The organism is Streptomyces sp. NPDC088387, from assembly GCF_044753385.1.
Lineage (GTDB): Bacteria > Actinomycetota > Actinomycetes > Streptomycetales > Streptomycetaceae > Streptomyces.
The window spans coordinates 833,855-848,449 of the sequence record NZ_JBIVNC010000002.1 but is presented as its reverse complement, the minus strand read 5'-3'; the positions used below and the strand labels follow the sequence as shown (position 1 = coordinate 848,449).

Sequence of the window (14,595 nt, the reverse complement as noted above, 5' to 3'; positions counted from 1 at the left end):
TGGTCGGCGCACATGATGACGAGCCAGGGTCGTTCTGCGGTGAGCTGGTCGATCAGGTGACCGAGGTGTGCGTCCGCGTAGGCGAGGGCGGCTTGGGCCGCGAAGAAGGTCTCGGTGCGCACGTAGGCGACGGAAGCAGTGAGGAGTGGATCACCGGATTCTGGGGCGGCCCAGCGCGTGAGGTCAATCAAGCGGGCGGAGAGATCGTACGCACCGTACTTGTACGCAACAGCTCGGCACGGTCGCTGCCGTAAGCGGCGTGGTACGCCCGCGCGAGTTCAGCGAGCAATTCGGGCAGCTTGCGAGCGATCCGGGTGTATTGAGCAGCCAATCGCCAACGCGATGCCTCGTTGACCGCTGTCCGTAGGTCGCGTAGGGGCCGAATCGGGCCATCGTCGGGAACGTCATAGGCGGCAATCCCCGCGGACAGTAGTGGCAACGCGTCATGCACCGGTGTACGGGCCGGATTGGGAGTATGACGGAGCCGGGAGGAATCGATACCCATGGCTTCGGCGAAAGCATCCACCATGGCTTCGCTAGGGCTGCGCTCACCGCGCTCAATCTTGCGGACAGCGCCTAGGGATGCGCCGGATGCGTCAGCGAGGTGCTGCTGCGTCATGCGGGCTAAGCGGCGCTCGTAGGCGACCCGCGGTCCGATCCCGGGGTAGATAAGTGCGGGCACGATGGCTCCAGTTCGGCGCGTTTACTCCGAACGGTACTCGGGTGGTGACGCTGCGAGTACACGAACGGTCTCGCCAGCTCCTGGTGGGCATCCTTGTGGTCAGGTCTGCACGATCTCAATGAGCTGATTCAGGCTGTCGATTCGCCAGTCCGCAGTGGCGATCACGTTCGGATCGTCGGCCCACAGGAATCCCAGGGGGCCGCGGCGAATGTGACAGACCTTAAGCCCAGCCGTCTTCGCTGGGAAGATATCGTTGGCGGGGTGATCGCCAACGTACAGGATGTGCATCGGCGAGGCCTGCGCCACTTCTTTCACCCGCTCGAAGAAGGCCGGCTGAGGCTTTGCCACTCCCCACTCCCCAGATGTGGCGACCAGGTCGACAGGAAGGCCCAGACTGCGTAGCAGTTCGCCGGCACGGGATGTCTGATTGCCCGCGACGACGACGCGCACGCCGGCGTCGTGGAGCGCCAACAGGGTGGGGCGGACATCGTCGTACAGGTCGTTCTCTTCGAGTCGCTCGCCTCGGCCGGCGGCCTCACGGGCGTCGTACTCGGCGGCAACGTCGATGCCCGGACGGATGAGCCGGAGAGCTTCCGCGTTGTCGTGACCCTGTGCAACGACGGCCCCTACAAGCGCGGAGAGGGTATGACGGGGCACCTCTAGCCAGTCGGCCCAGGTGGCCCAGTAACGGTCGTCGCGGGTGATCGTCTCGCCGATGTCCAACACGATGGTCTGAATCACCCTGGGAGCTTACGGCGGCGCACCACCTGCCGTGGCGGTCCGAGTCCCGGCAGTGGCCGGGCGCCCGGTCGACGATGCGGAATTGGCCAGCGAGACCGGTGACCGTCTCATGGGCATGGCACGTGAAGATCTCCAGTTGCATGCTGGGACTGGGGTGACGAGTATCCAGGCCGCTGGGTGGCCGCGGCTCCGAGGCCGGACTCAGCCACGCCGTGGACTTGATCGAGTTGGCCGAGTGCCACTTTCCAATGGGCGGCGTGACAGGCGCGGTTGAGTACACCCATCGTGCTGTCGATGCCGCCGGTCGGACCCAGTTGAATCGCGAGCGTGCTCAGGTCGGCCAGCTGTACCTGGCGAAGAAGGTGCGCAGGGTGATCGATAGCCTGTTGGGGGAGCGGGGCGAGGGGGCTTCTGGCGTGAAATCCCCAGCTCCTCCCCAGGCTCCGTCCTGAGGGCCTGTCAACCAGGCCGTGTCACGCAAACAGCGAGGTGAGAAGCCGTTGTTCACCACCCGCCCCACGCTCCAGGGCACCTTCGGCATGGTGTCCTCCACCCACTGGCTGGCCTCGCAGTCGGCGATGGCCGTACTGGAGGACGGGGGCAACGCCTACGACGCGGCGGTGGCCGGTGCGTTCGTCCTGCACGTCGTCGAGCCGCACCTCAACGGGCCCGCCGGTGAGGTGCCGATCCTGCTCGCCCCCGCCGGCGGCGAGGTACGGGTGCTGTGCGGCCAGGGCGTCGCACCCGCCGGCGCGAGTCCCGCCCACTACCGGGGCCTCGGCCTCGGCCTCGGCCTCGACCTCGTCCCCGGCACCGGACCGCTCGCCGCCGCCGTGCCCGGCGCCTTCGACGCCTGGATGCTGCTCCTGCGCGACCACGGCACCAAGTCCCTCGCCGACGTGCTCAAGTACGCCGTCGGATACGCCGAGCACGGCCACGCCCCCGTCGACAACGTCGGCGCGACCGTCGAGTCCGTGCGGGAACTCTTCGAGACGGAGTGGACCTCGTCCGCCGAGGTCTACCTCCCGGACGGCGAGGCGCCGCGCCCCGGACGGCTGTTCCGCAACCCCGCGCTCGCCGCGACCTGGCGGCGCCTGCTCGCCGAGACCGAGGGCGCCGGGGACCGGGAGGCGCGGATCGAGGCCGCACGGGAGGTGTGGCGCTCCGGATTCGTCGCCGAGGCGCTCGTCCGGCAGTCCGGGCGGCCCACCATGGACACCAGCGGCGCCCGGCACACCGGCACCCTCACCGCCGCCGACCTCGCCGGCTGGAGCGCGGGCTACGAGGCGCCCGTCACGTACGACTGGAACGGCTGGACCCTGGCCAAGGCGGGCCCGTGGAGCCAGGGCCCGGTCCTCCTCCAGCAACTCGCCCTGCTCCCGCCCGAACTCCCCGCGTACGGCTCGGCGGACTACGTCCACCTGCTGATCGAGGGCTGCAAACTCGCCATGGCCGACCGGGAGGCCTGGTACGGGGACGCGGCCGAGGTGCCGGTCGCCGCACTGCTTGCGGACGACTACAACGCCGGGCGCCGGCGGCTGGTGGGGGAGCGGGCCTCCTTCGCGCTGCGGCCCGGCAGCCCCGGCGGCCGCACGCCCCGGCTGGGCGCGCACGCGCGCGGGGCGGCGACCGCGGGGCCGGGGTCCAGCGCGATGGGGGCGGGGGAGCCGACGGTGGCGAAGCTGCCTGCTTCGCCGGTGCCCGGGGAGCCGGCCGTCACGGAGCGGCCGGCGTCGCCCCTGGCCGGGGAACCGGCCGTCCGCGCGGACGGCTCGACCCGGGGCGACACCTGCCATCTCGACGTCGTCGACCGCTGGGGCAACATGGTCGCCGCCACGCCCAGCGGCGGCTGGCTCCAGTCCAACCCCGTCGTCCCCGAACTGGGCTTCCCGCTCGGCACCCGGCTCCAGATGACCTGGCTGGAGGAGGGACTGCCGGGCACCCTCACCCCCGGCCGCCGCCCCCGCACCACCCTCACCCCGTCCCTCGCCCTGCGCGACGGAGTCCCGGTCATGGCCTTCGGCACCCCCGGCGGCGACCAGCAGGACCAGTGGTCCCTGCACTTCTTCCTGGCCGTCGCCCTGCGGCACCCGGTCCGCGGCGGCCTCGACCTCCAGGGCGCGATCGACGCCCCGAACTGGCACAACGACAGCTTCCCCGGTTCCTTCCACCCGCGCGGCATGCTTCCCGGCAGCGTGACCGTCGAGTCCCGGATGCCCGCCGACGTCGTCGCGGACCTGCGGGACCGGGGTCACGACGTGACCGTCGGCGACGCCTGGTCGGAGGGGCGCCTGTGCGTGGTCGCCCGCGACCCGGAGACCGGGGTGCTGTCGGCGGCGGCGAACCCGCGCGGAATGCAGGGGTACGCGGTCGGACGCTGAGGACCGGCGGGGCCCGCCCGCGCCACGGGCAACGGAAAGGTCCGATTCCCGGTATTCATGCCGATTCCACCGTGAGTACACGGGCCCGGCGGGGAATGTCAGTGCCGCGTGTTCTCATGGAGACATGATCGAAGACACGGAAACCATCGACGAGTTTCTCGCACGGCACGCCGCGGACGTCGAGAACGCGGTCCGCAAGGCGGCCGAGGCCGAGATCCTGCCCCGCTTCCGCCGCCTCGCCGAGCACGAGATCGACCAGAAGAGCGGCCCGCACGACCTGGTGACGGACGCCGACCGCAACGCCGAGCTGTTCCTCACGGAGGCCCTCGGCGCCCTGCTGCCCGGCTCGGTCGTCGTGGGCGAGGAGGCGGTCCACGCCAACCCCGCGACGTACGAGGCGATACGCGGCGACGCCCCGGTGTGGATCGTCGACCCGGTGGACGGGACACGGCAGTTCGTGCGCGGCGAGGAGGGCTTCTGCACGCTGGTCGCGCTCGCGCGCCACGGCGAGCTGCTCGCCTCCTGGACCTACGCCCCGGCCCGCGACCAACTCGCCACGGCCGTACGGGGCAAGGGTGCGTTCCTCGACGGCGAGCGCCTGTTCGCGGGGCCGCCGCCGGCCGACCGCGAGCTGCGGGTGGCCACGTCCCACCCGGACTACACGACCGACGAACAGAAGCGCGCGCTGCTGGGACTGTGGACGGACGGGGTCGCGCCGCGCGCCTGCGGTTCGGCGGGCCTGGAGTATCTGGCCGTCGCCAGGGGCGAGTTGGACGCCGTCGCCTTCTCCTGGGAAGCGGCCTGGGACCACGCGGCGGGCCTGCTGCTCGTCGAGGAGGCGGGCGGCACGCACCTGACGCGCACGGGCGGCCCCTTCCGTATCACCGGGGGGAACGCGCTGCCGTTCACGGCGGCCCGAGACGCGGCGACGGCGCGGCGGGTGGCGGCACTGCTCGCGGGGCAGGCGTACTGATCGCGGGCGTGGCGTACTGATCGCGGGCGTGGCGTACTGATCGCGGGCGTGGCGTACTGATCGTGGGCCAGACGTAATGATCTTGAGTCAGGCGTACTGATCTTGGTGGACACGCGGTGAGGCGGGTGCCTCACGGGTGCCCTCCGGGAGCCCCGTCCGGGGGACGCCGGGGTCGCGGCATATCCTGACCCCGAGTGGCCATCGGCTGACGAAGGAGTCCGAAGGTGCCGTCGATGCTCGATGCGGTCGTGGTGGGTGCGGGGCCGAACGGACTGACGGCCGCCGTGGAGCTGGCCCGGCGCGGCTTCTCGGTGGCCGTCTTCGAGGCCCGGGACACGGTGGGCGGCGGCGCCCGCACGGAGGAGCTCACCCTCCCCGGCTTCCACCACGACCCGTGCTCGGCCGCACATCCCCTCGGTATCAACTCCCCGGCGTTCCGTGCGATGCCCCTGGAGCGGTACGGACTGACCTGGCTCCAGCCCGAGCTGCCCATGGCACATCCGCTGCCGGACGGTACCGCGGCCGTGCTGGCCCGGTCGGTCGCGGAGACCGCCGCCTCCTTCGGCCCGCGCGACGCGGGGGTGTACCGCAGGCTGGTCGAGCCCTTCCTGCCCAAGTGGGACACCCTGGCCCAGGACTTCATGTCCCTGCCGCTCAGCTCGCTGCCGCGCGACCCGGTCACCCTCGCCCGCTTCGGCCTCGTCGGCCTGCCGCCGTCCACGTGGCTCACCCGCCGGTTCCACGACGAGCGGGCCAGGACCCTGTTCGCGGGCCTGGTCGCCCATGTCATCGCGCCGCTCAACGGGCCGGCCACCAGTGCCGTCGGCCTCGTCTTCGCCCTCGCGGCGCACGCCCGCGGCTGGCCGGTGGCCCGGGGCGGCTCCCAGTCCATCTCGGACGCGCTCACCGCGTACCTCAAGGACCTCGGCGGCACGGTCCACACGGACTTCGAGGTCAAGCGGCTCGACGATCTGCCGCCCGCCCGTGCCTATGTCTTCGACACCTCGCCCACCGCGCTGGCCCGGATCGCGGGCTTCGGCTCGTACTACGACGGGTACCGGTACGGACCGGGCGTCTTCAAGATTGACTACGCGCTGGACGGACCGGTGCCGTGGACGGCGCCGGAGGCCCGTGTCGCGGGGACCGTGCAGATCGGGGGCAGCAGCGCGGAGATCGACGCGGCGCTGCGGGCGGCCTCGCGGCACGGGCGGGCGCCCGAGCATCCGTTCCTGATCACGGTGCAGCCGAGTGTCGTCGACCCCGGGCGCGCTCCCGAGGGCAAGCAGGTCTTCTGGGCCTACGGCCATGTGCCGAACGGTTTCACCGGCGACCTCACCGACGCGATGGAGCGCCAGCTGGAGCGGTTCGCGCCGGGTTTCCGGGACCGGGTCCTGGCCCGTGCCACGGCCGGGCCGCCCGAGCTGGCCGCCCGCAACGCCAACTACGTCGGCGGCGACATCGCCTCCGGCGCGGTGAGCGGCCTCCAGATCATGCTCCGCCCCAAGATGACCCTCTTCCCCTACCGCACCCCGCACCCGGCCGTCTTCATCTGCTCGTCGGCGACCTCGCCGGGCCCCGGGGTACACGGCATGTCGGGCCACAACGCGGCGAAGGCCGTCTGGCGAAAACTGAGGCAGCCCTGACGCGGGATCGCGGGATCGCCAGGCGCGGGAGCGTTGTGGCTGGTCGCGCAGTTCCCCGCGCCCCTGAGTGGGCACATCCGACGCACCTTCGACTGCCCACGTACCCCAAGCCCCCGCAGAACAACCTGACCCCGACCCGGCCCACCCAACCCAGCCAGGAACCCGGCCCCCACATAACCCCGCCCCACGCAAAACCCCCTCAGGGGCGCGGGGAACTGCGCGACAAGCCACGACGCACCCGCACCCGCCCCCGCCCCCGGGCCGCCGCTGCCCCATACGACCCCGGCCGACGCGAACGCCGCTAGGGGCGCGGGGAACTGCGTGACCAGCCACGACGTGCCCGCGCCGGACCACCCCCGTCACCCCCGTCACTACCCCGGCGGCACCCCCACCCCGTCCCCTTTCAGCCGCTCCAGGTCCGAGGGCCGTACCTGGATGACCAGGACCGCGATCACCGCCGCCACCCCGGCGAAGATCGCCGCGGCGACGAACGCCGCCGACACCCCGGACGTCAGCACCTGATCCCCCCAGGGATCGGGAAGCACCCCGGTGCGCTCGAAGCGGACCCGCTCAGCCGGCGTAGCGCGCGACAGAAACTCCGGCACCCGCTTCTCCGCCTCGTTCCGGCTCGCCGTCCCGTACATCGTCACCAGAATCGACAACCCCAGCGAACCCCCCACCTGCTGCGTCGCGTTGAGCAGCCCCGACGCCGCGCCCGTGTCCTCCGTCTCCACGTTCGACAACGCCATCAGCGTCAGCGCCACGAACTCCATGCCCATACCGAGGCTGAAGACAAGGATCGGCCCGAGCACCGACCCGGCATACGTGGAGTGCACATCCGTCAGCGTCAACCACGCCAGCCCCGCGGCAGCGAGCACCGCCCCGGTCACCATGAACGGCTTCGGCCCGAACCGCGGCAGCAGTTGCGACGCCAGCCCCGCCCCCACCGCGATGACCGCGCTCACCGGCAGAAACGCCAGCCCGGCCATGAGCGGACTGAAGTCCAGCACGTTCTGCACGAACAGCGTCAGGAAGAAGAACATCCCGAAGATCGCCGCGGCAAGGCTCAGCATCATGCCGTACGTGCCCGCCCGGTTACGGTCCGCGAACATCCGCAGCGGAGTGATCGGCTGCGGAGATCTCCGCTCGACCAGCACGAACAGCACCAGCACCACCACCGCCGCCGCGAACGACGCCAGCGTCAGCGCGTCCCGCCAGCCGTCCTGGGCGGCCCGGATGAACCCGTACACCAGCAGCACCATGCCGACCGTCGAGGTCGCCGCGCCCGCGATGTCGAAGTGCCCGGGACGCCGCTCGGACTCCTTGATCCAGCGTGGTGTCGCCAGCACGATCAGCAGCCCGATCGGCACGTTGACGAACAGCACCCAGCGCCAGTTGAGCCACTCGACGAGCATCCCGCCCGCCAGCAGCCCGATCGCCCCGCCACCCGCGGAGACCGCGGCGAACACCCCGAACGCCCGGTTCCGCTCGGGCCCTTCACGGAAGGTGGTGCTGATCAGGGCGAGCGAGGTCGGGGACGCGATGGCCCCGCCCACACCCTGCAAGGCCCGCGCGGCGAGCAACTGCCAGGAGTTGTGGGCCAGTCCGCCGAGCAGCGACGCCAGCACGAAGAGCAGCACACCGAAGACGAACACCCGCCGCCGGCCGAGGATGTCACCGGCCCGCCCACCGAGCAGCAGCAGCCCGCCGAAGGTCAGTGTGTACGCGTTGACCACCCACGACAGGCTGGTGGTGTCGAAGTCCAGTGAGCTCTGGATGTGCGGCAGCGCGATGTTCACGATGGTGATGTCGAGCACCACCATCAGCTGACAGGACGCGATGACCAGCAGCGCCATTCCGCTGCCGCGGCCACCACCTGGTTCGGCCACGACTCGACCGTACGCCGTGCCCCGAACGCCTACCAGTCGATCACCGGTGGGCCACCGGCCACGACATACCCTCCACCCCTCAGGATCAGACAAATCCGAACGTGGTAATTGAACCGGTTGTGTTCGGAGTCCTAGGGTGAGCCGCTCTCAGTTCGTGCAGCGCAACTGTTCGTCCCCAGAAAGGACACGGTCATGCCGCACCCGCACCCCCACACCCCGCCCGCCGGCCCCGGTAGCGAACCCGGCCCCACAACCGGCCCGCGTACCGCCGTCAGCCGCCGCAGACTCCTGGAGGGCGGAGCCGCCGTCCTCGGCGCCCTCGCCCTGTCCACGTCCGCCGCCGGCGCACACCCCGGCCGGGGCACGTCCGCGGCCGAACCCCCGGAGTGGAACGGCCGGATCGACGTCTTCCGGCTCGGCACGCAGCCCCCGCACACCACCCTCATGCCGTACGCGGACCTCCGCCAGGCACTGGCCGCCGACCGCACCGACTCGCCGTACCGGCTGAGTCTCGACGGCACCTGGCGGTTCGCGTACGCCGACCGCCCGGAGGACCGCGACCCCGACTTCCATCACACCGACGTCGACGACCGCGACTGGGACACCATTCCGGTCCCCTCCGTCTGGCAGATGCAGGGCTACGACCGCCCGATCTTCGTCAACATCACCTACCCGTGGTGGGGCCCCAACGGTCACGGCGAGGAGGCCCGGCCGCCCGCCGCGCCGACCCGTTTCAACCCGGTCGGCCAGTACCGCCGTACCTTCACGGTCCCCCGCGGCTGGGCGGGGCGGCGGACCTTCCTGCACTTCGAGGGTGTCAAGTCCGCCCACTACGTGTGGATCAACGGCGAACTCGTCGGCTACCACGAGGACTCGTACACCCCCGCCGAGTACGACATCACGGACCACCTCGGGCCCGGCACCAACCACATCGCCGTCGAGGTCTACCGATTCTCCGACGGTGACTGGATGGAGGACCAGGACATGATCCGGCTGAGCGGCATCTTCCGCTCGGTCCACCTGTTCTCCACCCCGGCCGTGCACCTGCGGGACTTCCGGCTGGAGACCCCGCTGAGCGACGACCACAAGGCGGCCCGGCTGTCGGTCACCGCGAGCGTGCGCGACTACGGCGGTGCGGGCGCCGGACGCCACACCGTCGAGACGCAGTTGTACGACGCGGCGGGGCACCCGGTGTGGCCGCGTCCGCTCCAGCAGCAGGTCGACGTGGGCGAACCGGGCGAGGACGTCACCGTCCAGGCCGCCAGGGACGTCCCCGCGCCGAAGCTCTGGTCGGCGGAGCACCCGTACCTCTACACGGCCGTCCTGCGGCTGCGCGACCCGGCGGGAAAGGTGATCGAGACGCTCTCGCACCGGGTGGGCCTGCGCGAGTTCGCGCTCAAGGACGGTCTGATGCGCATCAACGGCCGGCCCGTCTCCCTGCGCGGCACCAACCGGCACGAGATGCACCCCGACCGCGGCACCGCCCTCACCCGCGCGGACATGGTCGAGGACATCACGATCATCAAGCGGCTCAACATGAACTCGGTCCGCACCTCGCACTACCCCAACAACCCCACGTGGTACGAACTCGCCGACGAGTACGGCCTGTACCTCGTCGACGAGACCAACCTCGAAACCCACGGCATCAGCGGCGAGTACCCCGGCGACCACGCCGACTGGACCGTGGCCTGCGTCGCCCGCGCCCAGAACATGGTGCACCGCGACAAGAACCACGCCTCGGTCGTCATCTGGTCGCTCGGCAACGAGGCGGGCCGCGGCAGCACGTTCGTCGCCATGCGCGACTGGATCAAGTCGTACGACACCACCCGCGTCGTCCAGTACGAGGGCGACGACCGGCCGGCGGTCAGCGACATCCGCTCGAGGATGTACGAGAGCCCCGCGCGCGTCGAGCAGCGGGCGAACGACACCGCCGACACCCGGCCCTACGTCATGATCGAGTACGCCCACTCGATGGGGAACTCGACCGGCAACTTCAAGCAGTACTGGGACACCGTCCGCCGTCACGACGTCCTCCAGGGCGGCTGGATCTGGGACTTCGTCGACCAGTCGCTGACCTGGCCCACGCCCACCCGCACGTTCTTCACCGAATCCGGGCCCGGCGCGATCGCCGGCGAGATCCTCGCCGGCGCCGGCACCTTCGACCGCGAGAAGGGTCTCTCCGGCGGCACCGTCTTCGCCCGCGACCCGGGCCTCGACCTCACCGGCTCACTGACCCTGGAGGCATGGGTCACCCCGCACTTCACCGGCTACCAGCAGCCGATCCTCGCCAAGGGCGACACCCAGTACGCCCTCAAGCAGGCCAACGGCACCCTGGAGTTCTTCATCCACGGCGACGGCGAGTGGATCGGCGCCAACTGGGCCCTCCCGCAAGGCTGGACCGGCACCGAGCACCACATCGCGGGCGTCTTCGACGCGGACACCGGCACACTCACCCTCCACGTGGACGGGGTGGCCAGGGCCACCCGCACCACCACCCGCCGACCGGGCAGCAGCACCGCGCCCCTCTCGCTCGCCACCGACATCGACAACCCGATCCGCGAGTTCAGCGGCACGATCCGGCGGGCCCGTGTGTACGCCCGCGCCCTGACCGCGGCCGAACTGGACAACCCCGGCCGCGGTCCGGGCGACGACGGTGTGCGCTTCTGGTTCGACGCCGCGACCGTCGAGTTCACGAGGAAGCGGCCCCGCGAGCGAACGTACTTCCCCTACGGCGGCGACTGGGGCGACAACCCCAACGACGGGAACTCGACCTCGGACGGCCTCGTCACCCCCGACCGCCGGCTCACCGGCAAGACGGCCGAGGTCAAGCGGATCCAGCAGACCATCAACGTCACCCCCGCCGCCGGCGACACCCTGGCCCCCGGCGCGGCCGTCACCCTCACCAACGAGAACCTCTTCACCAACGTCCGTGAGTTCAACGGCAGTTGGCGGCTCCTCGCCGACGGTGAGGTGGTGCAGCACGGCCGGCTGAGCAGCGCACAGCTGGATGTCCCGCCGCTGTCCGCCAAGGACGTCACCGTGCCGTTCAAGGTGCCCGGCACCCCGGCACCGGGCACCGAGTACCACCTTCAGTTCTCCTTCACCACCAGGGAACCCACGAAGTGGGCCGAGGCGGGCTTCGAGGTGGCCGGGCAGCAGCTCACCGTCGACGCGGGCAGCCCGCCCGTGACGCCCACGCCGCTGGACGGCGTCCCGGCCCTGCGCCACACCGACGACGGCGCCTCGGTCACCGTCACCGGCGACGGCTTCTCCGTCACCGTCGACCGGAAGACCGGGACCATCACGTCGTACGAGGCCTCCGGCAGCCGGCTGATCACCTCCGGCCCCGCCCCGAACTTCTGGCGGGCACCCACGGACAACGACCGCGGCAACGGCCAGCACACCCGCAACCAGACCTGGCGCGACGCCGGCACCCGCCGCCAGGTGACGGACGTGGGTGTGCGCGTACTGCGGGACCGGGCCGTCGAGATCAAGGTGAGCGGCACACTGCCGACGACCACGCGGTCGTCGTACACCACCACGTACACGGTCTTCGGCAACGGCGAGATCAAGGTCGACAACACCCTGCACCCGGGCGCCGCCTCGCTGCCGTACATCCCGGAGATCGGCACCCTGCTGATCCTGCCCGGCCGCCTGGAGAACCTGCACTACTACGGCCGCGGCCCCGAGGAGAACTACTGGGACCGCCACGACGGCACCGACGTCGGCCGCCACTCCGGGACCGTCTCCGGGCAGTGGACCACCTACAGCCGCCCGCAGGAGAACGGCAACCGGACCGACGTCCGCTGGTTCGCCCTGACCGGCCGCGACGGCACCGGGCTCCTCGTCAGCGGCGAGCCCCTGATCGAGGTCAACGCCTCGCACTTCACCCCCGAGGACCTGTCGGCCGGGGCACGCCACACCTACCAGCTGACGCCCAGGGACGAGGTCGTGCTGCGGATCGCCCACCGGCAGATGGGCCTCGGCGGCGACACCAGCTGGGGCGCCCACACCCACAACGAGTACAAGCTGTTCGCCGACCGGGACTACGCGTACACCTACCGGCTGCGGCCCCTGCGGGACGTGGCCGACGCCCTGACGGCGTCCCGGCGGCCCACGGCCACAGAGTAGCCACAGTGACGTGATCGACATGGCGGCGAGGAGGCCGGGGCGAAAGAATCCGTTGGGTGCTACACCCGGCCATTCGCTCCGGCCTCATCGAAAGGGATCCCGTCATGGACGAGCAGGACGAGCGCTTCGACGTAGTGGTACTCGGGGCGGGCCCCGGCGGATACGTCGCCGCCGTCCGCGCCGCCCAGTTGGGCAAACGCGTCGCCGTCGTCGAGGAGAAGTACTGGGGCGGCGTCTGTCTGAACGTCGGCTGCATCCCCACCAAGGCCCTGCTGCGCAACGCCGAACTGGCCCACATCTTCACCCGTGAGCAGAAGACCTTCGGCATCAAGGTCGACGGCGAGGTCAGCTTCGACTACGGCGAGGCGTTCCGGCGCAGCCGCAAGGTCGCGGACGGCCGGGTCAAGGGCGTCCACTACCTGATGAAGAAAAACAAGATCACCGAGTACGACGGCCGGGGCACCTTCCTCGACGCCCACACCCTCCGGGTGACCGACCGCGAGGGCGGCACCCGCACCCTCGCCTTCGAGCACTGCGTCATCGCCACCGGCGCCACCCCCAAGCTGCTGCCCGGCACCCGCCGCACCGCGCGCGTGGTGACCTACGAGGAGCAGATCCTCGCCGACGACCTGCCGCGGTCCGTGGTCGTCGCGGGCGCCGGCGCGATCGGCGTGGAGTTCGCGTACGTCCTGCACAACTACGGCGTGAAGGTGACGATCGTCGAGTTCCTGGACCGCGTCGCCCCGCTGGAGGACGCCGAGGTCTCCGCCGAACTCGCCCGCCAGTACCGCAGGCTGGGGATCGACGTGCTCACCTCCACCCGCGTCGACGCCATCGACGAGTCCGGCCCGCAGGTCCGTGTCACCGTCACCGCGAAGGACGGCTCGCAGCAGGTCCTGGAGGCCGACAAGGTGCTCCAGGCGATCGGCTTCGCGCCCAACGTCGAGGGCTACGGCCTGGAGAAGACCGGAGTCCGCGTCACCGACCGGGGCGCCATCGACGTCGACGGCCGCTGCCGCACCTCCGTGCCGCACATCTACGCCATCGGCGACGTCACGGCCAAGCTGATGCTCGCGCACACCGCCGAGGCCATGGGCGTGATCGCCGCCGAGACCCTCGCGGACGCCGAGACGATGGAACTCGACTACGCGATGATCCCGCGCGCCACCTACTGCCAGCCGCAGATCGCCAGCTTCGGCTACACCGAGGCACAGGCCAGGGAGCGGGGCTACGACGTCAAGGTCGCCAAGTTCCCGTTCACGGCCAACGGCAAGGCGCACGGACTCGGCGACGTCACCGGCTTCGTGAAGCTGATCAGCGACGCCAAGTACGGCGAGCTCATCGGCGGCCACCTCATCGGCCCGGACGTCACCGAACTGCTGCCCGAGCTGACCCTGGCCCAGCAGTGGGACCTCACGGTCCACGAGGTCGCCCGCAACGTCCACGCCCACCCGACGCTCGGCGAGGCCGTCAAGGAGGCGGTGCACGGACTGGCCGGACACATGATCAACATGTGACGCGGACCGCCCCGGGGCACCACCGGGGCGGTCACCCGTACGGCCCACAGCGCTCGCCGTCGCCGTGGGCCGGCGGTCTGCTGGCCCCATGAGCCAGAACGCAGCAGAGCCGGGCAGCACGCCGGACGCGGGTCCGGCCGGCAGGCCGGACAGCGAGATCGGCACGGCCTGGACCGCGCCCCCGTCACCACGCCACCGGGGCGCGGACGGCGACGCCTGGGTCACCGGCGGCGTCACCTTCGCCGGTGTCCTGATGCTGTGCGGCGGTGTCCTCGCCGTACTCCAGGGCATCGCGGCGATCGCCGACGACGACGTGTACGCCCGCGTCGGCACCTACGTCTACGAACTCGACCTCACCGGCTGGGGCTGGATCCACGTGGTCCTCGGCGCGCTCGTCGCCGTCACCGGCTGGGGTGTCCTCTCGGGCGCCTCCTGGGCGCGGATCACCGGCATCGTCCTGGCCGCGCTCAGTCTGGTCGCGCAGTTCCTGTTCCTGCCGTACGCGCCGATCTGGTCCGTCGTGATGATGGCGATCGACGTGTTCGTGATCTGGGCGCTGGCCGCCCGGCACGAGCTGGTCCGCCAGTCGGGCCCCGGGCCGTCGCCGGCCGGCCGAGGTTGATGTCGGATTCTCGCCA

At 71.0% G+C, this 14,595-nt stretch carries 9 protein-coding genes; 6 read left to right on the top strand and 3 right to left on the bottom strand.

The features are described 5' to 3' along the window. Positions 1-187 precede the first annotated feature (187 nt). A complete protein-coding gene (locus ACIQAC_RS08200) occupies positions 188-619 on the bottom strand; it encodes a helix-turn-helix domain-containing protein (protein WP_402188174.1) in 432 nt (143 codons plus the stop codon). Positions 620-781: 162 nt separating this feature from the next. Next, complete coding sequence (locus tag ACIQAC_RS08195) at positions 782-1,423, bottom strand: HAD family hydrolase (protein ID WP_402188172.1); 642 nt, start codon at positions 1,421-1,423, stop codon at positions 782-784. Positions 1,424-1,923: 500 nt separating this feature from the next. Between ACIQAC_RS08195 and ACIQAC_RS08190 the strand changes: the two genes are divergently transcribed. From ACIQAC_RS08190 to ACIQAC_RS08180, 3 genes are all read left to right on the top strand, one after another. After that, positions 1,924-3,804, top strand: coding sequence for a gamma-glutamyltransferase family protein (locus ACIQAC_RS08190; RefSeq protein WP_402188170.1), 1,881 nt, complete (start codon positions 1,924-1,926; stop codon positions 3,802-3,804). A gap of 124 nt (positions 3,805-3,928) precedes the next feature. After that, the gene (locus tag ACIQAC_RS08185; RefSeq protein WP_402188169.1) at positions 3,929-4,777 is read left to right on the top strand and encodes an inositol monophosphatase family protein; all 849 of its coding nucleotides are present in this window, start codon (positions 3,929-3,931) and stop codon (positions 4,775-4,777) included. Positions 4,778-5,010: 233 nt separating this feature from the next. Next, positions 5,011-6,420, top strand: coding sequence for a phytoene desaturase family protein (locus ACIQAC_RS08180; RefSeq protein ID WP_402188167.1), 1,410 nt, complete (start codon positions 5,011-5,013; stop codon positions 6,418-6,420). Positions 6,421-6,791: 371 nt separating this feature from the next. Here the strand turns inward: ACIQAC_RS08180 and ACIQAC_RS08175 are convergent, their stop codons facing one another. Then, positions 6,792-8,276 (bottom strand): MFS transporter, encoded by a 1,485-nt coding sequence (locus tag ACIQAC_RS08175; RefSeq protein ID WP_402188227.1) that lies wholly within the window; start codon positions 8,274-8,276, stop codon positions 6,792-6,794. Positions 8,277-8,501: 225 nt separating this feature from the next. On the opposite strand from ACIQAC_RS08175, the gene ACIQAC_RS08170 reads away from it, so the two are divergent. From ACIQAC_RS08170 to ACIQAC_RS08160, 3 genes are all read left to right on the top strand, one after another. Then, complete coding sequence (locus ACIQAC_RS08170) at positions 8,502-12,440, top strand: glycoside hydrolase family 2 TIM barrel-domain containing protein (RefSeq protein WP_402188165.1); 3,939 nt, start codon at positions 8,502-8,504, stop codon at positions 12,438-12,440. Between the two features lie 104 nt (positions 12,441-12,544). Beyond that, the gene (gene lpdA / locus ACIQAC_RS08165; RefSeq protein ID WP_402188163.1) at positions 12,545-13,957 is read left to right on the top strand and encodes a dihydrolipoyl dehydrogenase; all 1,413 of its coding nucleotides are present in this window, start codon (positions 12,545-12,547) and stop codon (positions 13,955-13,957) included. Positions 13,958-14,045: 88 nt separating this feature from the next. Beyond that, positions 14,046-14,579: a hypothetical protein gene (locus tag ACIQAC_RS08160; protein WP_402188162.1), complete on the top strand. Its 534-nt coding sequence runs from the start codon at positions 14,046-14,048 to the stop codon at positions 14,577-14,579. Positions 14,580-14,595: the final 16 nt, after the last annotated feature.

Excerpts from the sequence above, each read along its gene's own strand:
- ACIQAC_RS08180 (WP_402188167.1), top strand. The coding sequence starts at position 5,011 with ATGCTCGATGCGGTCGTGGTGGGTGCGGGGCCGAACGGACTGACGGCC.
- ACIQAC_RS08170 (WP_402188165.1), top strand. The coding sequence starts at position 8,502 with ATGCCGCACCCGCACCCCCACACCCCGCCCGCCGGCCCCGGTAGCGAA.
- lpdA (WP_402188163.1), top strand. The coding sequence starts at position 12,545 with ATGGACGAGCAGGACGAGCGCTTCGACGTAGTGGTACTCGGGGCGGGC.
- ACIQAC_RS08200 (WP_402188174.1), bottom strand. The coding sequence starts at position 619 with ATGACGCAGCAGCACCTCGCTGACGCATCCGGCGCATCCCTAGGCGCT.
- ACIQAC_RS08185 (WP_402188169.1), top strand. The coding sequence starts at position 3,929 with ATGATCGAAGACACGGAAACCATCGACGAGTTTCTCGCACGGCACGCC.
- ACIQAC_RS08160 (WP_402188162.1), top strand. The coding sequence starts at position 14,046 with ATGAGCCAGAACGCAGCAGAGCCGGGCAGCACGCCGGACGCGGGTCCG.
- ACIQAC_RS08175 (WP_402188227.1), bottom strand. The coding sequence starts at position 8,276 with ATGGCGCTGCTGGTCATCGCGTCCTGTCAGCTGATGGTGGTGCTCGAC.